This is a genomic window from Bradyrhizobium sp. CCBAU 11434, assembly GCF_028128895.1.
GTDB lineage: Bacteria > Pseudomonadota > Alphaproteobacteria > Rhizobiales > Xanthobacteraceae > Bradyrhizobium > Bradyrhizobium zhengyangense.
The window spans coordinates 308,559-333,296 of record NZ_LBJX01000011.1 but is presented as its reverse complement, the minus strand read 5'-3'; the positions used below and the strand labels follow the sequence as shown (position 1 = coordinate 333,296).

The 24,738-nt window shown below is 65.4% G+C and carries 23 protein-coding genes; 17 read left to right on the top strand and 6 right to left on the bottom strand.

From position 1 onward, the window contains the following. The first annotated feature begins 1 nt into the window (after nt 1). From XI06_RS09025 to XI06_RS08945, 17 genes are read left to right on the top strand one after another with little or no spacing between them, the layout of a single operon-like run. Nucleotides 2-1,090 carry a branched-chain amino acid ABC transporter permease gene (locus XI06_RS09025; RefSeq protein WP_271605086.1) on the top strand — a complete coding sequence of 363 codons (1,089 nt, stop codon included), beginning with the start codon at nt 2-4 and terminating at the stop codon, nt 1,088-1,090. Then, nucleotides 1,083-1,865 carry an ABC transporter ATP-binding protein gene (locus XI06_RS09020; RefSeq protein ID WP_237859028.1) on the top strand — a complete coding sequence of 261 codons (783 nt, stop codon included), beginning with the start codon at nt 1,083-1,085 and terminating at the stop codon, nt 1,863-1,865. Before XI06_RS09025 ends, XI06_RS09020 begins: the two co-directional genes overlap by 8 nt. Continuing rightward, on the top strand, nt 1,858-4,074 hold the full coding sequence (locus tag XI06_RS09015; protein WP_237869716.1) for an ABC transporter permease: 2,217 nt from the start codon (nt 1,858-1,860) through the stop codon (nt 4,072-4,074). The genes XI06_RS09020 and XI06_RS09015 overlap by 8 nt, the downstream gene beginning before the upstream one ends. 3 nt (nt 4,075-4,077) lie before the next feature. Next, nucleotides 4,078-4,911: a phosphoenolpyruvate hydrolase family protein gene (locus XI06_RS09010; protein WP_237859031.1), complete on the top strand. Its 834-nt coding sequence runs from the start codon at nt 4,078-4,080 to the stop codon at nt 4,909-4,911. Between the two features lie 26 nt (nt 4,912-4,937). Further along, a complete protein-coding gene (locus XI06_RS09005; protein ID WP_237859032.1) occupies nt 4,938-7,844 on the top strand; it encodes a flotillin family protein in 2,907 nt (968 codons plus the stop codon). A 10-nt stretch (nt 7,845-7,854) separates the two neighbouring features. Continuing rightward, complete coding sequence (locus XI06_RS09000) at nt 7,855-8,292, top strand: SRPBCC family protein (protein WP_015686997.1); 438 nt, start codon at nt 7,855-7,857, stop codon at nt 8,290-8,292. Between the two features lie 5 nt (nt 8,293-8,297). Further along, nucleotides 8,298-8,741 carry an SRPBCC family protein gene (locus XI06_RS08995; protein ID WP_271605085.1) on the top strand — a complete coding sequence of 148 codons (444 nt, stop codon included), beginning with the start codon at nt 8,298-8,300 and terminating at the stop codon, nt 8,739-8,741. Next, on the top strand, nt 8,742-9,560 hold the full coding sequence (locus XI06_RS08990; RefSeq protein ID WP_271605084.1) for an FAD binding domain-containing protein: 819 nt from the start codon (nt 8,742-8,744) through the stop codon (nt 9,558-9,560). Between the two features lie 5 nt (nt 9,561-9,565). After that, nucleotides 9,566-10,042, top strand: coding sequence for a (2Fe-2S)-binding protein (locus XI06_RS08985; RefSeq protein ID WP_183243641.1), 477 nt, complete (start codon nt 9,566-9,568; stop codon nt 10,040-10,042). An 11-nt stretch (nt 10,043-10,053) separates the two neighbouring features. Next, nucleotides 10,054-11,649: a xanthine dehydrogenase family protein molybdopterin-binding subunit gene (locus tag XI06_RS08980; RefSeq protein ID WP_271605083.1), complete on the top strand. Its 1,596-nt coding sequence runs from the start codon at nt 10,054-10,056 to the stop codon at nt 11,647-11,649. Further along, nucleotides 11,650-12,672 carry a xanthine dehydrogenase family protein molybdopterin-binding subunit gene (locus XI06_RS08975; protein ID WP_237869719.1) on the top strand — a complete coding sequence of 341 codons (1,023 nt, stop codon included), beginning with the start codon at nt 11,650-11,652 and terminating at the stop codon, nt 12,670-12,672. Between the two features lie 12 nt (nt 12,673-12,684). After that, nucleotides 12,685-13,566: an AAA family ATPase gene (locus tag XI06_RS08970; protein ID WP_271605082.1), complete on the top strand. Its 882-nt coding sequence runs from the start codon at nt 12,685-12,687 to the stop codon at nt 13,564-13,566. Further along, entirely contained in the window at nt 13,563-14,684 is a 1,122-nt protein-coding gene (locus XI06_RS08965; protein WP_271605081.1) for a vWA domain-containing protein, read from the top strand. The genes XI06_RS08970 and XI06_RS08965 overlap by 4 nt, the downstream gene beginning before the upstream one ends. Further along, a complete protein-coding gene (locus tag XI06_RS08960) occupies nt 14,681-15,565 on the top strand; it encodes an amidohydrolase family protein (RefSeq protein ID WP_271605080.1) in 885 nt (294 codons plus the stop codon). The genes XI06_RS08965 and XI06_RS08960 overlap by 4 nt, the downstream gene beginning before the upstream one ends. Before the next feature lie 31 nt (nt 15,566-15,596). Further along, a complete protein-coding gene (locus XI06_RS08955) occupies nt 15,597-16,445 on the top strand; it encodes an MBL fold metallo-hydrolase (RefSeq protein WP_057758792.1) in 849 nt (282 codons plus the stop codon). A 20-nt stretch (nt 16,446-16,465) separates the two neighbouring features. Further along, nucleotides 16,466-18,043: an isochorismatase family protein gene (locus XI06_RS08950; RefSeq protein WP_237859041.1), complete on the top strand. Its 1,578-nt coding sequence runs from the start codon at nt 16,466-16,468 to the stop codon at nt 18,041-18,043. Between the two features lie 3 nt (nt 18,044-18,046). After that, on the top strand, nt 18,047-18,673 hold the full coding sequence (locus XI06_RS08945) for an FMN-dependent NADH-azoreductase (protein ID WP_237869725.1): 627 nt from the start codon (nt 18,047-18,049) through the stop codon (nt 18,671-18,673). Between the two features lie 9 nt (nt 18,674-18,682). Here XI06_RS08945 and XI06_RS08940 read toward each other — a convergent pair whose 3' ends face one another. The 6 genes from XI06_RS08940 to XI06_RS08915 all read right to left on the bottom strand — a co-directional run bounded on the left by XI06_RS08940 (nt 18,683) and on the right by XI06_RS08915 (nt 24,687). After that, the gene (locus tag XI06_RS08940; protein WP_237859043.1) at nt 18,683-19,774 is read right to left on the bottom strand and encodes an ABC transporter ATP-binding protein; all 1,092 of its coding nucleotides are present in this window, start codon (nt 19,772-19,774) and stop codon (nt 18,683-18,685) included. Nucleotides 19,775-19,896: 122 nt separating this feature from the next. Beyond that, a complete protein-coding gene (locus XI06_RS08935) occupies nt 19,897-21,336 on the bottom strand; it encodes an extracellular solute-binding protein (RefSeq protein ID WP_271605444.1) in 1,440 nt (479 codons plus the stop codon). 49 nt (nt 21,337-21,385) lie between these two features. After that, on the bottom strand, nt 21,386-22,423 hold the full coding sequence (locus XI06_RS08930; protein ID WP_237859044.1) for a carbohydrate ABC transporter permease: 1,038 nt from the start codon (nt 22,421-22,423) through the stop codon (nt 21,386-21,388). Continuing rightward, entirely contained in the window at nt 22,420-23,295 is an 876-nt protein-coding gene (locus XI06_RS08925) for a carbohydrate ABC transporter permease (protein WP_237859045.1), read from the bottom strand. The genes XI06_RS08930 and XI06_RS08925 overlap by 4 nt, the downstream gene beginning before the upstream one ends. Before the next feature lie 7 nt (nt 23,296-23,302). Further along, a complete protein-coding gene (rbsK, locus tag XI06_RS08920; protein ID WP_237859046.1) occupies nt 23,303-24,226 on the bottom strand; it encodes a ribokinase in 924 nt (307 codons plus the stop codon). A 5-nt stretch (nt 24,227-24,231) separates the two neighbouring features. Continuing rightward, entirely contained in the window at nt 24,232-24,687 is a 456-nt protein-coding gene (locus XI06_RS08915) for an RbsD/FucU family protein (protein WP_237859047.1), read from the bottom strand. Nucleotides 24,688-24,738: the final 51 nt, after the last annotated feature.

The window sequence follows — 24,738 nt, the reverse complement described above, 5'->3', positions numbered from 1 at the left end:
CATGTCCGTTACTCACGATACGCGCATTCAGATCCGCAGCCCCGCCTCGGCGGCGCAGCGGCAGGCTGCTCGCTCCTGGCCCGACCTCAACAATCCCGCCGCCTGGGTCGTAGCGATCATTCTGCTGATCATGCCGCTGATCGCCAATGGCTTCTTCCTGATCGAGATCTTCGCAACCACGCTGATGCTCGGCACCATCGCGCTCAGCCTGATGTTCCTGGCCGGCTATGGCGGCATGGTCAGCCTGATGCAGCTCACCATCGCGGGCTTTGCCGCCTACATGGTCGCGGTGTTCGGAACCAGCGACAACGCCAATATCAGCCTGGGCTGGCCCTGGTGGTTGGCGGTGCCGATGGCGCTGACGCTCGCGACCATCTTCGGCACGCTCGGCGGTGCGCTCGCCGTGCGCACCGAGGGCATCTACACCATCATGATCACGCTCGCGATTGGTGCGGCGTTCTACTACTTTACCAACCAGAACTGGGCGATCTTCAACGGCCATACCGGCATCAACAACGTCGCGACGCCGCATTTCTGGGGCGTCAACTGGCGGGCGGACATTCCGTTCTACTATGTCGTGCTCGCGGTCGCCGCGCTTTGCTATTTCGCCGTCGACTACATCTCCCGCGCGCCGTTCGGCCTTGCGCTCCAGGGCGTGCGCGACAATCCGCGCCGCATGGCGGCGCTCGGCTTCAATGTCAATGCCCACCGCGTTGCGGCCTACGCGGTGGCATCTTTCATCGCGGGCCTCGCCGGCGTGCTCCAGGTCTGGAACTATCGCCAGATCTCGCCGGGCTCTGTCAGCGTCGGCGCCTGCATCGACATCCTCATCATCGCCATCGTCGGCGGCATCACGCGGCCGATCGGCCCCTATATCGGCGCGCTGGTGTTCGTGCTGTTGCGTACCTTTGCGCTCGACTTCCTGGTCAAGATCGGGCTCGACGGCAACCGCTTCCGGCTGCTGATCGGCCTCGGCTTCCTCGCGATCGTATTCTGGTCGTCGGATGGCGTGATCGGCCTGTGGCAGCGCTGGCGGCGGAGCCATCGTCCGCAGTCGGATCGCCCGGGCGGAGGGCGCGGTCATGGATAGCGTCGCGCAGCGCCTCTCCGCCGTCGGCGCCGGTGCAGCCCTGGAACTGCGCGGCGTCACGCGGCTATTCGGCGCGCTGGCGGCGCTCACCGACGTCACCATCACCGTGCGCCCCGGCGAGCGGCGCGCCGTGCTCGGCTCCAATGGCGCCGGCAAGACCACGCTGTTCAACTGCATCACCGGCGACTTCCCGCCGACCTCAGGCACGATCCGCTTCTTCGGCGAGGACGTCACGCACTTCCCGCCTTATGAGCGTATCCGTCGAGGGCTCAGGCGAACCTACCAGATCTCCGCGCTGTTCCCCGGCCTCACGGTGCAGGACAACGTCTATCTCGCCTGCCGCGGCGTCTCGCGCGGACGCTTCTCGTTCCTGCGGCCCGGTCAGAATGATGCGCTGATGCACGCCGCCGACAATCTGGTGCAGGCGGTGCACTTGAGCGCGGTCAGGGACCAGCGCGTCGCCGAGCTCGCGCACGGCCAGCAGCGGCAGCTCGAGATCGCGCTGGCGCTCGCCGGCGCACCCCGCTTCGTGCTGTTCGACGAGCCGGCCGCGGGCCTGTCGCCGACCGAGCGCGCCGAGTTGGTCGAGATCCTCACCTCGCTACCGGCGCATATCGGCTACATCATCATCGAGCACGACATGGACGTGGCCTTACGTGTCGTCGAGAGCGTGACGATGATGCACAACGGCCGCATCTTCAAGGAAGGCGTGCCGGAGGAGATCCAGTCCGACCCCGAGGTGCAGGAGCTTTATCTCGGAGGCGGCCATGAGTGAGGCCCGCCGCAGCGCTGCAGCGCTCGAGGTCCGCGGCCTCGACGTTTACTATGGCCATTCGCACGCGCTGCAGGGCGTCGACCTCACGCTCGATGCCGGCGTGTTCTCCGTGGTCGGTCGCAACGGGATGGGCAAGACCACGCTGTGCAAGGCGATCATGGGCTTGGTGCCCGTGAGCGGGGGCTCGATCCGGATTCGCGGCGACGACATCACGCGGCGGCCGCCCGCGAATATCGCGCGGCTCGGCGTCGGCTATGTGCCACAGGGCCGCCGACTCTGGCGCTCGCTCAGCGTCGACGAACATCTGCGGCTCGCCGGCGGCATGCGCTCCGGCCCCTGGACGGTCGAGCGCATCTACGACACCTTTCCGCGGCTCGCCGAGCGCAAGGACCACGGCGGCGGCCAGCTCTCGGGCGGCGAGCAGCAGATGCTCGCGATCTCGCGCGCGCTGCTGACCAATCCGCAATTGCTGATCATGGACGAGCCGACCGAAGGGCTTGCACCCGTCATCGTCGCCCAGGTCGAAGAGATGCTGCTTCAGCTCGGCGAGGACGGCGACATGTCCGTGCTCGTGATCGAGCAGAACATCGGCGTCGCCACCGCGATCTCGCGCAACGTCGCGATCATGGTCAACGGCCGCATCAACCGCATCATCGATTCAGCTCGGCTGTCCGCCGACCGGGAGCTCCAGCAACGCCTGCTTGGCGTCGGACTGCACGCCGAACTGGAGCCCGATCTCGATGTGCCTTCTACCGACGGCGAGGCCAAGCCAGCTGCTCAGCTTCCACGCACCAGCGGTCCGATCCGGGTCTACATTTCCAACCCCACTCCGCCGACGCGCTGGTCGCAGCCGGTCCCGATCGGCCGTATCGAAGCCGCCGCGCGCACACTGTCGACGCAGGTCTCGCGCCTCGACGAGCCCGCACGGCGCAAGCGCGAGCCGGTGACGACGCAGACGTCAGGGCCCCCAGCGGTTCTGGTCGTCGGCACGCTCGACACCAAGGGTACTGAACTTCGCTTCATCCGCGACATCATTGGCGAGAGCGGGCTGCGCACGCGGCTCGTCGACGTCTCCACAAGCGGCAAGCACGCCACATGCGACGTCTCCGCGCAGGAGATTGCGCTGAACCACGGCCGCGGCGGCTCGGCTGTGTTCGGCCCGGACCGCGGCGCCGCTGTCACCGCGATGGCGGATGCGTTCGCCAATTGGATCAAGCGCCAGGGCAACATCGCCGGCGTCATTTCGGCCGGAGGCTCGGGAGCGGCATCGCTGGTCGCCCCTGCCATGCGCACCCTCCCCGTCGGCGTGCCAAAGCTGATCATCTCCTCGGTCGCCTCGGGCGACGTCGCGCCCTATGTCGGTCCTGCCGACATCACCATGATGTATTCGGTCACCGACGTGCAGGGGCTGAATTCGATCTCGCGCGCGGTGCTGTCGAACGGCGCCAATGCCATCGCCGGCATGGTCAAGGCGCGGCTCGACCCGCGTAAAGCGAAGGAGCGCGCTGCGAGTGCCGGGTTGCCGTCGATCGGCATCACCATGTTCGGCGTCACCACGCCGGCGGTGCAGAAGATCACAGCCGAGCTCGCCGACGATTTCGAGTGTCTTGTTTTCCACGCCACCGGCGTCGGCGGACGATCGATGGAGAAGCTGGTCGATTCCGGTCAGCTTGCCGGCGTGATCGATCTCACCACCACCGAGATCTGCGACCTCTTGATGGGCGGCGTGTTTCCGGCGACGGAGGATCGCTTCGGCGCTGTTATCCGCACCCGCCTGCCCTATGTCGGCTCGGTCGGCGCGCTCGACATGGTCAATTTCGGCGCGCCCGACACCATCCCCGAGCGCTGTCGCGGCCGCAAATTCCACGTCCACAATCCGCAGGTGACCTTGATGCGCACCACTGCGGACGAGAACGAACGCATGGGCCGCTGGATCGGCGAACGGCTGAACCAGATGGACGGGCCAGTGCGCTTCTTCCTGCCCGAGGGTGGCGTTTCCGCGCTCGATGCCCGCGGCCAGCCGTTCTGGGACCCCGAGGCCGACGCTGCCCTGTTCCGCGCGCTGGAGCGCACGGTACGGCAGACCGGCAACCGGCAACTCATTCGCGTCAAGCAGAACATCAACGATCCCGAGTTCGCCTCGATCATCGTGAGCGCGTTCCGAACCCTGTTCGGACGCGCCGGGGCACGCCGGAGAGTAGCGAGGTGACCGATGGCCCGGTTTGAACGCGCAGCACTCCTGAAGCGGTTCCGCGAGATGGCGAAGCGCGGCGAGCCGATCGTCGGCGGCGGCGCCGGCACCGGCCTGTCGGCCAAATGCGAGGAGGCCGGCGGCGTCGATCTCATCGTCATCTACAATTCCGGCCGCTATCGTATGGCTGGGCGCGGCTCACTTGCCGGGCTGATGCCTTATGGCGATGCCAACGCGATCGTCGTCGAAATGGCCGGCGAAGTGCTGCCGGTCGTCAGCAAGACGCCGGTCCTCGCGGGCGTGAACGGCACCGATCCGTTCCGCGACATGGATGTGTTCCTCGACCAGCTCAAGACACTCGGCTTCGCCGGCGTGCAGAACTTTCCGACCGTCGGCCTGATCGACGGCGTCTTCCGCGCCAATCTCGAAGAAACCGGCATGTCCTACGCGCTGGAGATCGACATGATCGCGAAGGCGCGCGAGAAGGACTTGCTGACGACGCCTTACGTCTTCAGCGAGAAGGAAGCGGCGGCGATGGCGATCGCCGGCGCCGACATCATCGTCTGCCATCTCGGCCTCACCACCGGCGGCACGATCGGCGCGCAGACCGCGCCCAAGCTGAAGGACTGCCCGGCACGCATCGACACCTGGGCATCCGCGGCGCTCAGCGTCAACCCTGACATCCTGGTGCTCGCCCATGGCGGCCCGATCGCGGATCCCGCCGATGCCGATTTCATCATGAAGAACACGCGTTACTGCCACGGCTTCTACGGCGCCTCCTCGATGGAGCGGCTGCCGGTGGAGCGGGCTTTGACGGAACAGGTCCGCAAATTCAAGGCGATCGGCGCGCCGTAACGCCTGCAAGATCGAGGGAGGGAAACATGTCAGGGATCCTGGTCGGCGAGCTCATCCTCTGGCTGATCGTCGCCATCATCGTGATCGTGGTTGGCGTCTACATCGTCAACTGGCTCTACCATCGCTCCTCCAAGGAGGTGTCGTTCGTCCGCACCGGTTTCCTCGGCGAACGCGTCGTCATCAACGGCGGCGCGTTCGTGCTGCCCTTCATCCACGATTACACGCCCGTCAACATGAACGTGCTGCCGATGGGCATCGTGCGCTCGCGGCAGGACGCGGTGATCACCCGCGACCGCATGCGTGTCGACATCGAGGCCGACTTCTATGTCCGGGTCCAGGCCACCCGCGAAGCGGTCTCGATCGCCGCCGCCACGCTCGGCCGCCGCACCATGGAGCCGGAACAGCTCCATGCGCTGCTGGCCGGCAAGTTCATTTCAGCGATCCGCTCGGTCGCATCCGAAATGACCCTCGAAGAGATGCACGAACGACGCGGCGACTATGTCACACGCGTCAAGACCAATGCGGCCGAAGCCCTCGCCCAGAATGGTCTTGAGCTCGAATCCGTCGCCATCACCGATCTCGACCAGACCGACCTTGAATTCTTCAATCCCTCGAACCGGTTCGACGCCGAAGGCTTGACCCGGCTGATGGAGGACATCGAGGCCCGGCGCAAGCTGCGCAATGACATCGAGCAGGACTCGATGATCAAGATCCGCACCCGCAATCTTGAGGCCGAGCGGCAGGCGCTCGAAATCGAGCGCGAGAGCGAGACCGCGCGGCTGGAGCAGGAACGCGACATCGAGATGCGCCGCGCGCTCCAGCGCACTGAAGTCGCCCGCGAACGCGCGCTGCGCGAGACCGAGGCCGAACAGGCCCAGATTTCTGCGCGTGAGGCGATCGAGCGCTCGCGGATCGCCAATGAGCAGGCGATTGCGGAGGCCCGCATCGCCGCCGAACGCGAGACGCGCCAGAAGGAAATCGAGCGCACCCGCACCATCGAAGAAAAGGAGTTGCTGGCGCGCGAGGAGATCGAGAAGACCCGAATCGCCAATCAGCGCTCGATCGACACGACGCGGATTGCCTCCGAACGTGATGTCCGCCAGCGCGAGATCGAACGCATGCGCACTGTCGAGGAAGCCGAGATCGCGGCACGCGAGGCCATCGAGAAGGCCCGCATCCAGCAGGACCGTGTCGTCACCGACGCCCGCATCGCCAATGAGGAGGAGACAAAGCGCCGCGAGATCGAGCGCACCCGCGCCGTCGACGAGGCCGAGATCGCCGCCCGCGAAGCCACCGAAAAGGCCCGCATCGCCCAGACCTTGATCGTGAATGTCGAGCGCATCTCCTCCGATGAGCGTACCCGCGCGCTGGAGATCCAGCAGGTCCGCACCATCCAGGAGGCCGAGATCGAGGCGCAGCGTGCGGTCGAGGCCGCCCGCATCGGCCGCGAGCGGACGCTGGCCGCTGAGCGGATCGCCGCCGAGCAGAGCACGCGGCAACTGGAGATCGAGCGCAACCAGAGCCTCGAAGTCGCCGGGATCGCCGCGCGCGAGACCACGGAAGCCTCGCGCATTGCCCAGGAAGAGCGCGTCCGCTCGCTGGAGATCGCGCGCAACCGGGCCGTCGAGGAGGCCGACATCGCCTCCCGCGAGGCGATCGAGGCGGCCCGCATCGCCCAGGAGAAGGCGGTCGCGGCCGAGCGCATCCAGGCCGAGCGCGACACGCGTTCGCTGGAGATCGAACGCACCGGCATTCTGGAGGCCGCCGAGCTGAAGCGGCGAGATGCCATCGAGCGGCAGCGCATCACGGTCGATCTCGCGCTGGAGGCCGAGCGGATCAACTCGTCCAAAAAGCGCGAGGTGCTCAATATCGAGCAGAAGAAGGCGATCGAGATCGCGGACGAAGACCGCGTCATCGCGCTCTCCGCCAAGAAGTCCGAGCGGATCGACGCCGACCGCCAGGTTCGGCAGGCCGAAATCGTCGCCCGCAAGGAGGTCGAGACCACCGACGTCTCGCGCGAGCAGGCGCTGGAGGCCGCCCGCCTCGAGCGCCGACGCGCAATCGAGCAGCTCGAGGTGGCCCGTGTCCAGTCACTGCAGGAGGCCGAGATCGCCTCCCGCGAGGAAGTCGAGCGCGCCCGCATCGCGTCCGACCGCGGCCTCGACGAGGCTCGTGTCGGCCGCGAGCGCGAGCTGCGCAAGCTGGAGGTCAACCGCGAGAAGGAGGTCGAAACTGTCTTGATGGAGAAGGCGATCGCCATTCATCAAAAGTCGCTGGAAGAATCGGCCGCGAAGGCGATGGCGGAGGAAGCGCGGATGCGGGCCACCGAGGCCGCCGAACGCGTCATCACCGCGCGCGAGAGCGAGATCGCAAAACGACGCAAGACGGTCGAGGTGCTGCTCGCCGAGAAGCAGGCCGAGGAGACACGGATCGCCGCGGACGCCGAACGTGTGCGTGCGGCCGTCGAAGCCGAGGCGCAGCGGATGCTCAACGAGGCCGAGAACGTGCTGACGGACCAGGCTCGCTACTCGCTGTTCCGTCGAAAGCTGCTCGACAAGATCGAAGGTATCGTGCGCGAGAGCGTCAAGCCGATGGAGAAGATCGAGGGCATCCGTATCCTCCAGGTTGACGGCCTCCATGGCAACGGCGGCGGTGGCAATGGCGGACGCAGCGCCACCGACGAGGTGATCGACTCCGCGCTGCGCTACCGCGTGCAGGCGCCGCTGATCGACTCCCTTCTGTCGGACATCGGCGTCGAGGGTGGCAGCCTTGCCAAGATGCCGGGCCTGATCCGCGAAGCTCGCGACATGCAGGGTATCAAGGAGTCCGCACGCAAGAGCGGCGGTGGCGGCGACAAGCCCGCGGCCTCCCCGCCTGCGGCCGAGGGCGGCGGCGAACCGCCGGCCGAACGCGGTCCGCGGAAGAAGAGCTGAGGTCTGACCCATGCCCCGCGTCTACGTCTCCACCGTCGTCAATGCGCGCAACGATCGCGTCTGGGCGCGCGTGCGTGATTTCAACGGCCTGCCGAACTGGCACCCGGCGATTGCCGAAAGCCGCATCGAGGGCGGCGAACCCTCGGACAAGATCGGATGTGTGCGCGACTTTCGCCTGCGCAATGGCGACCGCATCCGCGAGAAGCTGCTCGGCCTCTCCGACTACGACATGTTCTGCACCTACTCGATCCTGGAATCCCCGATGGGCGTCGAGAACTACGTCGCAACCTTGCGCCTGACGCCGGTCACCGACGGCGACCAGACCTTTGTGGAATGGACCGCCGAATTCGACTGCGCACCGGAGCGCGAGACCGAGCTCGTCGGCAATATCGGCGGCGGTGTGTTCCAGGGCGGGTTCGATGCCCTGAAGCGCGTGTTCGGAGGCTGATATCCGTGCCGCATATCGTCAAAAGCACGATCCTGGACGCACCGACCGATGCGGCGTGGGCGATGCTGCGCGATTTCAACGGGCACGACCGCTGGCATCCGGCAGTGGCGACCTCCTCGATCGAGCGCGCGCATGCCTCGGACAAGATCGGCTGTATCAGGCGGTTCAAGCTGAAGGACGGCGCGGAGCTGCGCGAGCAATTGCTGGCGCTATCCGACCTCGAACAGAGTTTTAGCTACTGCCTGCTCGATACACCGATCCCGATGTTCAACTACGTCGCCCATGTCCGCCTGCTGCCTGTGACCGACGGCGACCGCACCTTCTGGCACTGGGAGTCGCGCTTCACGACCAGGCCGGAAGACCGCGACCGCATCACCCACATGGTCGCCGAAGACATTTACCAGGCCGGATTCGATGCGATCCGCCGGCATCTGAAGGAGGCCGCCTAGATGGCCGTGACAGTGAAGACTTTTGCGAGCGCCAGCGAGGCGGCGGGGGCACTGTCCTCGGATCGCAGCGCGCGCTATCTCGGCGGCGGCACGCTGGTGATGCGAGCGCTGAACGAGGGCGATGTTGCGATCTCGACCGTCGTCCGCGCCCAAGATCAGGCATTGACCCGGATCGACGCATCCGGCCCGCGCATCACGCTGGGCGCCGGCGTCACCTTCGCGCGCATCCTCGCTGACCGCGATCTTGGCTTCCTGCACGCCCCTGCGCGTTCGATCGGCGGCCCTGCGGTACGCAACATGGGAACAGTCGGCGGCAATCTCTTTGCGCCGAATCCTTATGGAGATTTCACCGTCGCGCTGCTCGCGCTCGATGCGACCGTCGCCGTCGCGGGCGGCTTTGGCGCGCGCGACATCGGAGTCGAAGAATTTTTGCAGGCGCGCGACCGGCAGCCCGGAACGCTGGTCTTGTCGATCTCCTGCACCCGGCCTGTAAGCAGCGAGGCGTTCCGCTATCGCAAGATCGCGCGTATCAAGCCGAAGGGCGGTTCGGTCATCACGCTCGCCGCGCATCTGCCGATCTCAGGCGGCCGGATCGCAGGCGCGCGGATTGCGCTGGGTTCGATGGCGCCGACACAGATCCGTGCCCGCGCTGCCGAGCGGGCACTGGAAGGACGCTCGCTGGACGCGGCGACCATCGCCGCCGCGGCGTCCGCTGCGACCGAAGGAACGTCACCCTCCGACAATGCGCTCGGCAGCGCCTGGTATCGCCGCGAAATTGTCGGCGTCCACCTGCGCCGCCTGCTGTCCGGACAGGAATAGACCGCATGTCCAAAATACCCCTGCAATTTCGTCACAACGGCCGCGACGTCGCGATCTTCGTCGACGGCGGCACCAATCTGCTGGTGGCGCTGCGCGAACTGATCGGCGACATGACGCCGAAATTCGGCTGCGGCCAGGGCGGCTGCGGCACTTGCAGCGTGCTGATCGACGGCGAACTCCACCTCTCCTGCCTGACGCTGGCGGAAACAGTCGCGGGCCGCTCCGTTGAGACGCTCGACGGCATGAAGCAGGGTCCGAACCTGCATCCGCTCCAGCGCGCCTTCGCGGACAATTTCGCCGCCCAGTGCGGCTATTGCACGCCGGGCATGTTGATGGCTGCAAAAGCCCTGCTCGACCGCAATCCCTCGCCCAGCCGCGACGAGGTCATCGAGGCCATCTCCGGCAATATCTGCCGCTGCACCGGCTATGAGCCGATCATCAATGCCATCCTCGCCGCCGCCGGCGGCCGGGTCAGCGCCTGAAGGACGTCGCCATGCTGGAATTGCGCAAGGATATTTTCGCCGACGAGCGCGACGATAATTTGAAGGAAATCGGCAAGGGCACCCAGCGCCAGGACATGCTCGGCCATGTCACGGGCACGTCGAGCTACTTCAACGATCACAAGCTGCAAGGCATGCTGCATCTGAAGGTCGTGCGATCGACGCAGGCACATGCACGCATCCGCCGCATCGACACTTCGGAGGCCGAGCGTTCGGCCGGCGTGCGCCGGATCATCCGCGGCGCCGACGTGCCGGTCAATCTCAACACGCTTTTGAGCCTGATCAATTTCGGCAAGGACGACGAGCCGTCGCTGGCGGTCGACAAGGTCCGCTACAAGGGCGAGCCCATTGTCGCCATCGTCGCCGACAGCGAGCGCGAGGCCTTTGAGGCCATCGCAAAGGTCAGGATTGACTACGAGCCGTTGCCGGCGGTATTCGACGTCGAGGACGCACTGAAGCCCGGCGCGCCCGTGGTCAACGAGACCTATCCGAAGAACACTTTCACCTATCACGAGACCTATGACCACCAGCGGCTTCGCTTCGGCGATGCCGATGCGGCGCTGGCGACGGCCGATCACGTGCTGGAGCAGCGCTACCAGATGTCGCCGATCGAGCACGCGCCGACCGAGACCAATGGTGCAATCGCTGCCCCCGACACCAACGGCCGTTTCGTCGTCTACACCTCGACCCAGGCGCTGTTCTTCTCGGTCGATACCTGCGCCAAGATTTTGGACGTCCCTTCCAACACCTTCCACTTCATCGGCGGCACCGTCGGCGGCGGGTTCGGCGGCAAGGTTGATACGCTGACCGAGCCGCTCGCCATTCTCGGCGCGATGCTGACTGGAAAACCCGTGCGCTACGTGTTCGGGCGCGAAGAGGAGATGCAATACGGCCCGCCGCGCGGCGCCGAGCGCATCTACATCAAGGACGGCGTGATGCGTGACGGCCGCATCGTCGCGCGCAAGATCCTCGCCTATTTCGACAGCGGCGCCTATACGCGACTGTCGAGCTACGCCGCGGTGAAATGCGCAGCGCATCTGCCGGGCCCTTACACCATCCCGAACGTCTATGGCGACGTCTATTGCGTCTTCACGAACCGCACGCCGGCGACCGCCATGCGCGGCTTCGGTGTCACCGCGATGGACTTTGCCATCGAGTGCCAGATGGACAAGCTGGCGCACCTCATCAACATGGACCCGATGGAGTTCCGGATCCTCAACGCCTATCGCGACGGTGACATGAAAGCGCACCGGCGCGAAGCCAAGAACACGGCGCTGATCGAATGTGTGCAGGTTGCGGCCGAAAAGGCAAAATGGCCGCTTCGCGAGGAATTCAAGCGCGCATCGTCGCGCAAGGACGGCGGCGGCAGTCGCGCCGTAATCCCGCCGACACCGGCGGATGCTTCGCGCGCACGTCCCACCGCTCCGGCTCAGCAGCGCACCAGCTACGACAGGCTGCCACCCACTGTCACGCGCGAACCGCCGCGCGAGCCGCCTCCACCGGTTCCTCCGCCGCCCTCGCCGCGGCCACCTGCACCGTCGCATGGTGCGACCCGCTTCTCCTCCGTCTTCGGCACCAGGAGGCGCTAGATGACCCGGCATCGCGGACGCGGCATCGCGTCGATCAACTATCCCATCGGCATGAATCTCGGCGGTGATCCCAGCCAGGCGCTGGTGCATTCCAACCCGAGCGGCAAGTTCACGGTGGCGCTGTCGTCGATCGATCTTGGCCAGGGCATGAAATCCGTCACGCGGCAGATCTGCGCGGAGACGCTCGGCGTGCCGGTCGAGGATGTCTATGTCGACACGGCCGATTCCGACACCGGCCCGCATTGCATGGGCTCGTTCGCCTCGCGCGGCACCCATCGCGTCGGCAATGCCGTGATGGCGGCGGCGCGCGAGGCGCGCGGCGTGATGATGGAGGCGGCCGCCGAGGAGCTGGAGGTCAACGCCGCCGATCTCGAGACCGACGGGCGCGGCAATATCCATGTCAAGGGTGCGCCGCACCGCTCGATCTCGACCAAGGACGTCGCGATTGCCGCGCAGTTCAAGCAGGGCAAGACCATCTCGGGTCGCGGCATCTTCCTGGTGCCGCTCTCCGAAGTGAATCCGGAGACCGGCGAGATGTCGCCGGCGACATGCTACGCCCATGCCTGCCTCGTCGCCGAGGTCGATGTCGACGACGAGACCGGCGAAGTAGCGATGGTGCGAATGGACTCGGCCTATGAACTCGGCCGTGCGCTCAATCCGCGCCTGGTCGAGCAGCAGCTCGTCGGCGGCGCCTGGATGGGCGTCAGCCACGCGCTCTATGAGACGCCGGAGCCTTACTATCCAGAGCCCGTGCATGGCCCGCGCGACTTCGTTGAATATCTGATGCCCGGCCCCGGCGACATCTGCCCGCATGACATCGCGGTGCTGGAGCGCCCTGCCCCGGATGGTCCATTCGGCGCCAAGGGCCCCGGCGAGATGTGCGCGAACCCGGTGCTGCCGGCGGTGGCCAATGCGATCTTCAACGCGGTCGGCGTGCGCATCGATGATCTTCCGATCACCCCTGAGAGGGTGCTGCGCGCAATCAAGGCCCAGGGCGGCGCGCGGCCGCAGGCGCGGCGCTAGAGGTTTTGGTTCATGGCGGTCCGCAGCAACATCGTCGGCATCGACAGCCCGGAGGCGCTGGAGAAGGCGCTGCGCGCGGCCTATTACCTCGCCGACGAAGGCCTTGCGACCGCGGCCTATCTCGGCCTCGCGCTCGGTAAGCCGCTGCTGCTGGAGGGTGCGCCGGGCGTCGGCAAGACGGAAGCGGCAAAGGCCATCGCCGCCGTGCTCGGCCGCCGGCTGATCCGCCTGCAATGCTATGAGGGCATCGACGCCTCCGCGGCGCTCTACGAATGGAATTACCCTCGTCAGATGCTCGCGATCCGCCAGGCCGGCGATGAGAGCATCGACATCTATGGCGAGACGTTCCTGATCGAGCGGCCCATGCTGGCGACACTGCGTGCGCCTGATTCCACGGTGCTCCTGATAGACGAAATCGACCGCGCCGACCAGGAGTTCGAGGCGTTTCTGCTCGAATTCCTCTCTGACTTCCAGATTTCGATCCCCGAGCGCGGCACCGTGCGCGCCGCCGAGCGTCCCGTGGTGGTGCTGACATCGAACCGGACGCACGACCTGCACGAAGCGCTCCGCCGCCGCTGTGTCTATCACTGGATCGACTATCCGACCGAGGAGCGCGAGGCGCGCATCGTGATGCTGCGAGCCTCAAGCGTCGCCGAAGCCACTGCGCGGGCGGTCGTCGCGGCGGTCGGCAAGCTCCGGCGCGAGCCGCTGAGCAAAGCGCCCGGAATCGCCGAAGCTGTCGACTGGGCCGAGGCCGCAACGCTGCTGCACAAGGGCGGTGCGCGTTGGCCCGACGCCTTCAAGCGCTCGATCGGCGTGGCGCTCAAGGACGAGGAGGATCTGCACTTCATCGCGCCCCGGCTCGACGCAATGCTCGCGGAGGCCACCGCATGAGCACCGAGCTTCAACTTCCGCGCGCCGCCCGCGTCTTCGTCTCCTTTGTCGCACTGCTGCGCGCCAACAGTTTTGCTGTCGCGCCGGAGCAGACCACTGCGTTCCTTACCGCGATCGAACTGCTGGGCCCGCGCGACCTCGGGGATATCAGGCAGGCCGCTCTGGCCACCCTCGCCCCGCCACCCGAGCGCCGCGTGACCTTTGACCGGCTATTCGACCTTCATTTCCGCGGCAGTGAGGCAATCGAGCATGCCGATGACGGCAAGGATGACGAGACCGTTCGGCTCCAGGAAGAAGGCCGCGGCGACGAGGAGCCGCTGTTCTCCGACGACGCCAACGAGTCCGGCCTGACAGCGACCCGTACCGAGGCGCTGGTCGAGCGCCGCTTCGCGCAGCTGTCCACCACCGAGGCGCTCCGCCGTTTGTCCCGCGAGGCACCACAGCGCCTGCCGCAGCGACGTGGTCACCGTCGTATGCGCGCCCGCCGCGGACCGTTTGCCGACCTCCGTCGCACCTTGCGCGACTCCGTCCGCAGCGACGGCGAGATCCTGCGGCTCGGGCATCTGAAGCGGCGCCAGCGCCCGCGCAAATTCCTGCTGCTGATCGACGTCTCCGGCTCGATGAAGAGCCGCACCGAGGAAAACATGAAGCTGGCGCATGCACTGGTGCAGGCCGCGCCCAATGTCGAGGTCTTCACCTTCGGCACCCGGCTGACCCGTGTCACCCGCGCGCTGCGCGTGAAGCGCCGCGAGCAGGCGCTGAGCGCGGCCGCGCATCTCGTCAGCGACTGGGACGGCGGCACCCGCATCGGCGATGCGCTGCAAGCCTTCCTCGCGGTGCCGCGCTTTGGCGGCTATGCCCGCGGGGCGGCCGTGGTCGTCGTCTCCGATGGGCTGGAGCGCGGCGAGCCCGATGCCCTGCGCGATGCGGTGGCCAAACTATCGCAGCGGGCCTGGCGCGTGAGCTGGCTGACGCCGCTGGCGTCCGGACCCGGCTTTCGGCCGCAGACCGAGGCGCTCGTTGCGATCGAGCGCTTCGTCGACGATCTCGTCGACGGCGGATCGAGCGCGTCGATCGTCGCGCATGTCCTCGCCTTGGGACGAAGGAGAGTTGCGTGACCGAGATGATCGACGGGCATCATCATATCTGGCGGCAGGCCGATCTGCCCTGGCTGGTCGGCCCGATGCAACCTCGCATCTTCGGACCCTACGAGGCCATCCGGCGCGACTATCCGATCGAGGAATTTCTCGACGATCTCAAGGGCAACGGCGTTACCCGCTCGGTTTACGTCCAGACCAACTGGGCCAACGATCGTTTCGAGGACGAGGCGGCCTGGGTGCAGCGGACCGCCGACGAGACCGGTTGGCCGCACGCCATCGTCGCCTATGCCAATTTCGCCGTGGACGACGTGCGTCCGCAGCTCGACCGCCTCAAGCGCTATTCCCTGGTGCGCGGCGTGCGCATGCAGCTGCACTGGCATGCAAACCCGCTCTATCGTTTCGCGGCCAAGCCCGATCTGTGCATCGATCCCGTGGTCCGCCGCAACGTCGCGCGGCTCGCCGATTACGGCTGGAGTTTTGATCTCCAGGTCTTCACGCCGCAGATGCCGGATGCCGCACATCTCGCCGAATCCTGCCCCAAGGTGACCTTCATCCTCCAGCATGCCGGCATGCTCGAAGACCTTTCGCCAGCAGGCCGCGCCGCTTGGCGCGCGGGCATGGCGCGGCTTGCGACCTGCCCGAATGTCGTCTCGAAGCTCTCCGGGCTTGGAACCTTCATCCACCGCAATGATCCCGCGCACATCGCCGCGGTGGTCATGGATACCGTTGCGATCTTCGGCACCGAGCGCTGCCTGTTCGGCTCGAATTTCCCGATCGAGAAATTGTGGACCAGCTATCGCGCGCTTGTTGACGCATTTCGCGCAGCCGCCGCTTCGCTGAGCGCCGAGCAGCGGGATGCGATCTTCCGAGGCACCGCAACACGCGTCTATCGGCTTTGAAAGACAAGAAAGAACACGAGGAGGGAAACGAATGGCGCTGGAGATCAAGATCCTGGACTACGGGGATATCGAGCTGGAATCGAGCTTCCTGGTGCTCGGTCGCGACTGCGGCCGCACCCGCCGCGTCCTTACGCTGGGCTTTCTGATCCTCGGCGGCAAATATCCTGTCGTGGTCGACACCGGCTATCGCTCCAATCAGATCATGGAGACGCTGGGCATGCGGGGGCTGCAATACCACGAACACATGATCGAGAACCAGCTCGCCCGCCACGGCGTGCGCATGGGCGACGTGCGCTTCGTCTGCCACACCCATCTGCACATCGACCATGCGGGCAAGGACGATCTGTTCCCGATGAACACGACGGTCGTTCTCAACCGCAAGGAGCTGGAATATTCAGTCTCCGGCCTGATGCATCCGCAATATCCGGCACCCGACATCAAGCATTTGATCGACCGCCTGCACACCAAGAGTGCGCTCCGCTTTCTCGACTTGGAGATCACCGGCCCGATCGAGCTGATGCCCGGCGTCTATTGCGATGCCGCCAATGCCCATACCGAGGGCTCGATGAACATCATTGTCGAGACCGCCGACGGAATCGCCACCATCTGCGGCGACGTGATCTACGATTTCAACGACCAGATCGTCACGCCCTTCCACGAAATCCATGACTGGGAGCCGCGCACGACGGGCAACCACGGCACCAGCAAGCGTGCGGAGAAGGCCGCAATCAAGAAGCTGCTCAGCAACTCGCGCTATCTGCTGCCAGTGCACGACCGCCCCGCCAAGATCGAAGGCGGCAATGTCGTGGGGCGTCTGCACGATCAGGTGCCCGGACCAATCGTGCAGTCCCTGCCCGCACGCAACTGGTTTCCCGCGTAGCACGATGTGAGGACCGACCGATGACGCACGTCACCTTACGTTCTGAATTCGAGACCCTGATCGATCCTTACGCACCCGTTGCCCAGGTCGGCACAGGCTTTGAGTTCACGGAAGGGCCGATCTGGCATCCGATCGATCATTATTTGCTGTTCTCGGACATGCCGGGCGACGTGCGCCGGCGCTGGGATTCGCGGCGCGGTGTCGCCGAGGTCAAGCGTCCGTCGAACAAATGCAACGGTATGACCTACGATGCCGAGCTCAATCTGATCGTCTGCGAGCATGCGACGTCGTCGCTGATCCGTGAACGGCCGGATGGACGGCGCGAGGTGCTGGCCTCGCACTTTAGCGGGCAGGAGCTCAACAGTCCCAACGATGTCTGCGTGCACTCCTCGGGCGCGATCTATTTCTCCGACCCCTGGTATGGCCGCATGCCGGTCTACGGCGTCGAGCGACCGCGGCAGCTCGGCTTTCAGGGCGTCTACCGTGTGATGCCTGGCGGCGAACCGAAGCTGGTGGTCGATCGAACGTTGTTCGACCAGCCGAACGGGCTTTGCTTCTCGCCCGACGAGAGACTGCTCTATGTCAACGACACCGTGCAGGCGCTGATCCGCGTGTTCGACGTCAGCGGCGACGGTTCGCTGTCGAATGCTCGGGTGTTCGCGAGCGGCATCAAGTCGGAGCTCGAGCCTGGCCTGCCCGACGGCATGAAATGCGATCAGCACGGCAATGTCTGGGTCACCGCGCCCGGCGGCGTCTGGGTCTATTCGCCGCGGGGCGAGCTGCTCGGCAAGGTTCGCGTGCCCGAACTGGTCGCCAACCTCGCCTGGGGTGGACCTGATTTTCGCACGCTCTACCTGACCTCGACGCATTCGGTCTACGCGATCCCGACCAGGACCGGACCGCGCCACGAACCCTATATGAGCGGCAGGCGCAGCAGCGGTGGCGCCGCGAGCCCCGGTCCTGCAGCTGCGGCGCCGATCCTTGCCGACGGCGAGCTGCGCCTCGATCCGCAGCGCTGCGCCATGATCATCCAGGATCTCCAGAACGACGTCATCATGGATGGCGGCGCCTTCGCTGACTCCGGTGCGCCAGGCCATGCCAAGCAGCAGCACGTCGTCGAGAACGTCCGGCGCCTGGCGGAGACGGCGCGAGCGCGCGGCGTTGCCATCATCCATGTCTGGTTCGTGGTCGAGCCAGGAGCGCCCGGCGTGACGCTGAACGCGCCGCTGTTCGAAGGGCTTGTCGACAGCAAGGCGATGGTGCGCGGCAGCTGGGGCGCCGCGCCGGTGTCAGGCCTCGAGCCGCGGCCCGGCGATTACGTGGTCGAGAAGATGCGGATGAGTGCCTGGGAAGGCACCAAGCTGGAGACGATCCTGAAAGCCACCGGCCGCGACATGATCATCAACACCGGTGCCTGGACCAACATGTCGGTCGAGCACACCGCGCGCACCGGCGCCGACAAGGGCTATTTCATGATCGTGCCGGAGGATTGCTGTTCGACCATGAATGCGGACTGGCACTCGGCCTCGATCAATTTTGCCATGCAGAACGTTGCCGTCGTTACCAGGGCGGATGCCGTCATCAGAGCGCTGGGATGAGCGGTGGCAAAGCTTCTGCATCTCTCCTGCTCGCCGCGCCCCGATTCCGAGTCGAGCGCCGGCGCGGCCGTCTTCCTTGACGGCTTTCGCCAGGCCCGCCCCAATTGGGACATCGATGTCGTCGATCTCTGGCGCGAACGGATGCCGGAATTTGCGGGACCCATCGTCGAGGCCAAATATGCGCGGATGACGGCGCAGGCCTTCAATGACGCGCAGCGGGACAGCTTCGCCGAGGCCGAACGGATGGCGCTGCGCTTTTCACTAGCCGACCGCGTTCTGATCTCGACGCCGATGTGGAATTTCGGCATCCCCTACAAGCTGAAGCAGTGGTTCGACATCATCATCCAGCCCGGCCTGACGTTCCGCTTCGAGCCCGCGCAGGGCTATCTTCCATTGCTGAAGGATCGTCCGACCATCGTTATCCTCGCCTCCGGCAGCGACTTTGCCACCGGCATGAACCGCGGCCGCATCGACATGGCTACGCCATATTTGCGCGAGGCGCTCCGCTTCATCGGTGTCAGCGACGTGCGCTTCGTGCCGATCGGACCGACCGCGGGTCCGACTGAGCCGATCCGCGCCGCCCGCGAGACCGCGCATCGCCGCCTCGCGGAGATGGCGAAGCGGTTCTGAGCCGCGTTGTCAGGTGATTGCTTTCCCCGACGCCTTGTCGAACAGATGGGTCCGCTCCAGATCGAGCGCGACGTCGATGAAATGATCCGGCGCCGCAGCCACCCCCACCGGCATCTGCGCCGTGAACGGGAACGCGCCGACGGTGCCGATCACGAGCGTATGCGGCCCGAGCGGCTCTACGTCCTTCACCATGATCCGAACGGACGAGCCAGCCGGGGCGTCTTGCCGCAACACATGGTCGGGCCGCACGCCAAGCACGACAGGCTTGCCGACGCTGCCTGCATAGGCCGCCTCGCGGGATTTCGGCAGTTTCAACGCCGTCCCCGACGGCTCGGTGAAGACCAGCGCCCCATCGCGCGCGGCGATTTCGCCATGGATGAAGTTCATGCTGGGGGCGCCCATGAAGCCCGCAACGAAGAGATTGCTGGGCTTTTCATAGATCGTGATGGGATCGGCCGCCTGCTCGATCCGGCCGCGATTCATCACCACGACGCGATCGGCCATGGTCATGGCTTCGACCTGGTCGTGGGTGACATAGACGATCGTCTTGGCGAGACGGCGGTGCAAGGCCTTGATCTCGGTCCGCATCTCGATGCGGAGCTTGGCGTCGAGGTTCGATAGCGGCTCGTCGAACAGGAACACGTCCGGGCTGCGCACGATAGCGCGGCCGATCGCGACACGCTGCCGCTGCCCGCCGGAGAGCTGCTTGGGACGACGGTCCAGATATTGCTCGAGGTCGAGCACCCGGGCCACGTCCTGGACCGCTTTCGCGATGCTGGCGCGCTCCTCGCCGCGCACCTTCATGCCGTAGCCAATATTCTCGCCAACCGTCATATGCGGATAGAGCGCGTAGCTCTGAAACACCATCGCGCAATTGCGCAGGCCCGGACGCAGCTGCGTCACATCGCGATCACCGATGCGGATGCTTCCGCTCGTGACCGTCTCCAGTCCTGCAATCATGCGCAGCGTCGTGGTCTTGCCGCAGCCCGACGGGCCGACGAGCACGACGAACTCCTCGTCAGCCACGTTCAGATCAAGCCCCTCGATGATCTCATAGGGCCCGTATGCCTTGCTGACGTTCTCGATCTCGACGCGCGCCATGGAATCCTTTTCCCGTCCCCTAGATCGACGGTCAACAAGACCCGGATGACGCTGACGCGTCATCCGGGGAAGTCTCAGCGGAGGTTAGTTCTCAGGTTAGTTCTTGGCTTTAGTTCTCGGCTTTAGTTTTTGGGCGGCAGGCCCATCGCCGCGCGATAGGCGGCGAGCTGTTTTGCACGACCGAACTCGTCAGTCAGGCGATTCCATTCCTTTGCGACCGTGTCCAGCGCGGCCTGCGGCGTGGTCTGCCCGGCCAGTGCCTTGCCAAGCTCGATCTCCACCACCTCGGTGTAGGAGAAATAGCCGGGCAGACGCATGTCGAGCGCGACGTTCTTGCCGTTGATGGAGTCGGCCTGCGCGCCGAGATATTCCTTGGCTTCCTGCGGCGAGAAGATCTTGCTCCACAGCTCCAGATTCGCGGTGTGCGACTTGCGGTACGGGTTGACACCCGTGCCGCCGGTAATGGCAGCCTGGCCGGAGACTTCGGGGCTGGTCAGCGTCTTGATGAAATCCCATGCCGCCTGCTGGTTCTTGCCGACCTTCGGCACGGCAATCTGCCATCCACCGAAGGCCATGAAGGGCGCCGGCAGGACGGCCGGGAACTTGTCCCACTTCTTGGTCTTGGCGTTCCAGATCTCGTCAGAGCCAGGCAGCACCGCCGAGCCGACCTTGCCTGAGATCTTCGACTGCTTGGGATCGGCCGCGATCACGCCGGTGTCGCCCCAACCGATCGATTCCGCGACCTGACCGCCCGCCACGGCCGCGTTGACCTCACCGAATGAGAAGTTCAAGGCGTTGGGTGGGCCAAGCTTGGAGGCGCGGATATATTCTTCCAGTCCCTTCACCCAGCCCGGATTGTTGATCTGGGCATCCATCGTTTCGGGGTCGAAGAACATCGCGCCCGGATAGTTCGGGTTGTTGGTGTAGGCTGCCGCGTGGCTGAAGAAGAACCAGAACTGCTGGCCGCCACGACGGAAGGCTTCCGCGGTGCCCCAAAGTCCCTTGTCGGGACGTTGGAAGAACTCGGCGATGTCGAGATATTGCTTCCAGGTCTTGGGCGGCGCCAGATCGTAGCCGTACTTGGCCTTGAAGGCGTCCTTCTCCTTGGGATCGTTGAACAGGTCGGTGCGATAGGTGTAGGTGTGGACGTCGCCGTCCATCGACTGCGAATAGATCTTGCCTTCCCACACCATCAGCCGTTCGCGGTAGGCCGGCTCGATATCATCCCAGTCCTTGCCTGACTGCATCGCCTTCGGCATCTCGCTGAGATAGGGCACGAAGTCCGGCAGCCAAGCCGGCGCGAAGCTGACGAGGTCGAAGGTCGCGTCCGATGCGGTCAGCGACGTCACGATCTTCGGGTAAAGCTCCGACCACGGAAACTCGACGACATTGACCTTGCCGCAGGTCTTCTTGGTCCATTCATCCGCGCCGAGCTTGAGCGCGGAGGCGATATAGGGTCCGGTCTGCGATGCCACCGTCAAGGTGACACCGGAATAATCCGGGCTACAGGCCGCGTTCGCCTGGCTCGCAGCGCAAGCCACGGCGAGCGAGGTGGTCAGCATCAGAAACGTCCGTCGCAACATCGTCCAGTCCTCCCTAGATCAGTTTTTGCTATTTGATTGCCCCGAGCAGCAGACCCGACCGCATCATGCGGCTGAGCAGGCCCGCCATGATCATCATCGGAACGATGGCGACGAGCGCCGCGGCCGAGATCGCCCACCATTCGTCGCCGCGCTGGCTGTTCTGTCCGGCCACCAGGATCGGCAGCGTCTGCCATTTGGAATTGGTCAGGAACAGCGCGAACAGGAACTCGTTCCAGACGAAGGCCAGCGTGATCATGAAAGTCGCCAGCAGCCCGTTCATCGACATCGGCACCACGATGCCGAGGAAGATGCGCCAGCTCGGCACGTTGTCGACCATCGCGGCTTCCTCGACCTCGATCGGGATCGCCTCGAAGAAATCGCGCATCAGCCAGACCACGATCGGCAGCGAGAACGCGACGTAGCACAGCGTCAAGCCGACAAAGCTGTCGATCAGCTGGAAGCCGAGCCGGCCGATTTCGCTGTAGAGCAGATACAGAGCAAAGGCCGTGACAATCGGCGGAAACATGCGCTGGCTGACGAACCAGAACAGGATGTCCTCATTGCCGAGGATCGGACCCGGCAGCGGCAGGCGGTTGGCGACGATGGCAACGACCAGCGCGATCGGAAACGCGAGCAGCAGCGCCTGCGCGCGAGTGAATCCGAGATTGTTGTTGAAGAGCAGATATCCGCCGAGCGCGAGCAGGAAGAAGATCAGGCCGGCGCCAAATCGCACCTTGAATTCGAACCTGACAAGCGCATAGGCCGCCATCGCCCCGATCGCGGTCGCGATCGCTGCCGCGGACAGCCCGACGATGGTCGAGTTCAGGAAGGTGTGGAAGAATTCACCGCGGATGCCCTGGTAGAGATCGATGAAGGGCTGAAGCGTTGGCGTGAAATCGACGAAGGGAATATAGGTCGGACCACCGACCACGCCCGGCGGCGTCTTGAAGGCTGTGACCACCACCCAATAGAGCGGGAACGCCGTGATCAGGCACCAGGCGAGAACGCCTGCTGCGATCAGGCGGCGGCTCCAGGTCGACAGTCCGGTGAGGCCCTGCCCGCTCATCGGCGCTTCTCCAGATGCGGACGCAGCAGCGCCAGATAAGTCACGCCGATGATCGTGATGGCGATCAGGAACAGGAAGCTCAGCGCCGAGGTGTAGCCGAGATTGAACTTCTTGAAGCCCTCCTGATAGGCGAACAGGGTCAGCGTCTCGGTGTCGACGCCCGGTCCGCCGCCCGTCATCACGAACACGGTGTCCATGATCTTGTAGCTCTCGATCAGGCGGATGAAGACGACAGCGGCAGAGATCGGCAGCATCATCGGAAAGGTGATGCCCCAGAACTGCTGCCACGCGCTGGCGTTCTCGAGTTCGGCAGCCTCGTAGACGTCTTCTGGGAGCGTTTGCAGGCCGGCCAGCATCATCAGGACCACAAAGGGCGTCCACTGCCAGATCTCGACCGCGATGATGCAGCCGAGCGCCCAATGTCCATTGGTGAGGAACGGCAGGTTCGCGAGGCCAAACATGGAGAGAAACTGGTTGAGCGGACCCATGGTCGGATTGAAGATCATGCGGGCCACAAGCGCGACGGCAACCGGAGCCAGCAGCATCGGCAGCAGCAAGGCCACGCGAAACAGCCGTTCGCCCGGCACGCGCGCGTTCAGCGCGAGCGCAACGCTAAAGCCGATAACATATTGCAAGCTGACCGCGATGAAGGCGATCAAGGTCGTCGTGAGGATCGCGTTCCAGAAGCGCGGCTCCTGCAACAGGGTGACATAATTGCCGAACCACACCACACGCGGCGGGATCGGCGGAATCAGGCGATAGCTGAGGAAGCTCGTGGTGAGGGAATAGATCAGCGGAAAGATCGAAATCGCCAGCACGACGAGCACCGCCGGCCAGATGAAGACATGCTTGATCGGATCGTTCCGCATCATCGGTAGATCAAACCTTCAACAGGGCTTCGATCTCGGCGCGCCGCGGCATCGCTGGCGCAGTGCCGGCGCGCGTCACGGAAATCCCCGCTGTCGCCGAGCCGAAGCGTGCCGCGTCCAGCGGATCGGCGCCGCCCGCGAGCGCTGCCGCAAAGCCGCCGACGAAGGCATCGCCCGCGCCGGCCGTCTCGACCACTTTGCCGGCAGCGAACGGCGGCACGTGCAGCGAGCGATCGCGTCCATGAAACAGTGCCCCACGCTCGCCGAGCGTGATCAACGCGGTGCCGGCGCCCTTGGCCAGCAGCGCCTCGCCCGCACGGCGAGCACCGGCGAGATCGCCGACCGCGATCCCGGTCAGCGCTTCGGCCTCGGTCTCGTTGGGGACGACGTAGTCGCACAAGGCGAACAGGCCATCGTCGAAGACGCCCGCGGGCGCCGGGTTGAACACGGTGATGCTGCCGGCGGCGCGCGCGATCTCGAGCCCGCGCTGCGCGGCGGCGACCGGCTGCTCCAGCTGGGTCACGAAGACGCGGCTAGAGCGGATCGCCTCCGCGGCCGCGTCGACATCATCAGGGCTGAGGCCGTCGGCCGCCCCGCTCACCACGATGATGGCGTTGTCGCCACGCGTCTCGTGGACGTAGATGAAGGCGGCGCCGGTCGGCGCCTCCTTGGTCCTGGCGACGCGCGGCCTGATGCCTTCGGCTTCCCAGGTCTTGATGGCAAGATCACCGAAGGCGTCGCTGCCGATCCGGGAGATGAAGGTCACGTCCGCGCCCGCGCGCGCCGCGGCGACGGCCTGGTTCGAGCCCTTGCCGCCCGGCCCCATGGCAAATCCCGAGCCTGCGATGGTTTCGCCGATCGCCGGCATGTTGCCGGCCCGGAAGGCCAGGTCGACGACGAAGATGCCGAGGACTGCGACGCCAGACTTGCTCATGGTCATCACTCTCCGTCCGGCGCGATGACGCCTTTGGAGAAGATGAAGCAGCCGTAGAAGCGCCGCTCGCCGGTCGCGATCACGCAATAGGCCGTCTTGGCCTTCTCATAGAAGGCGTGGCGTTCGACCCCGACCAGCGGCCAGGAGCGCCCCTCTGCGCGGTCGATCACGGCCTGCACCTCGTGCTGCACCGGCGGCACCTCCTGAGGCTTGCCGACGATCTCCATGCGCATCGCCGCATCGTCCACGAACGTATCGAGCGGCATCACCGAGAGAATGGCTTCGATCGCCCTTGCCGTGCTGACATTGTCGATGCGCAGCAGCTCGCCGAACACGGTCTGACGCGCGATCGAGTCCGCCGGGAAATTGGTGTCGCACACGACGAGGCGATCCCCGTGCCCCATTGCGCGCAAGGCATAGAGCACGTCGGCATTGAGCAGTGGGTTGATGCCCTTGAGCATGTTGTGTCCTCCCTTCTTCAAAAACGACCGGACTCTGATGGTCCGGATGCC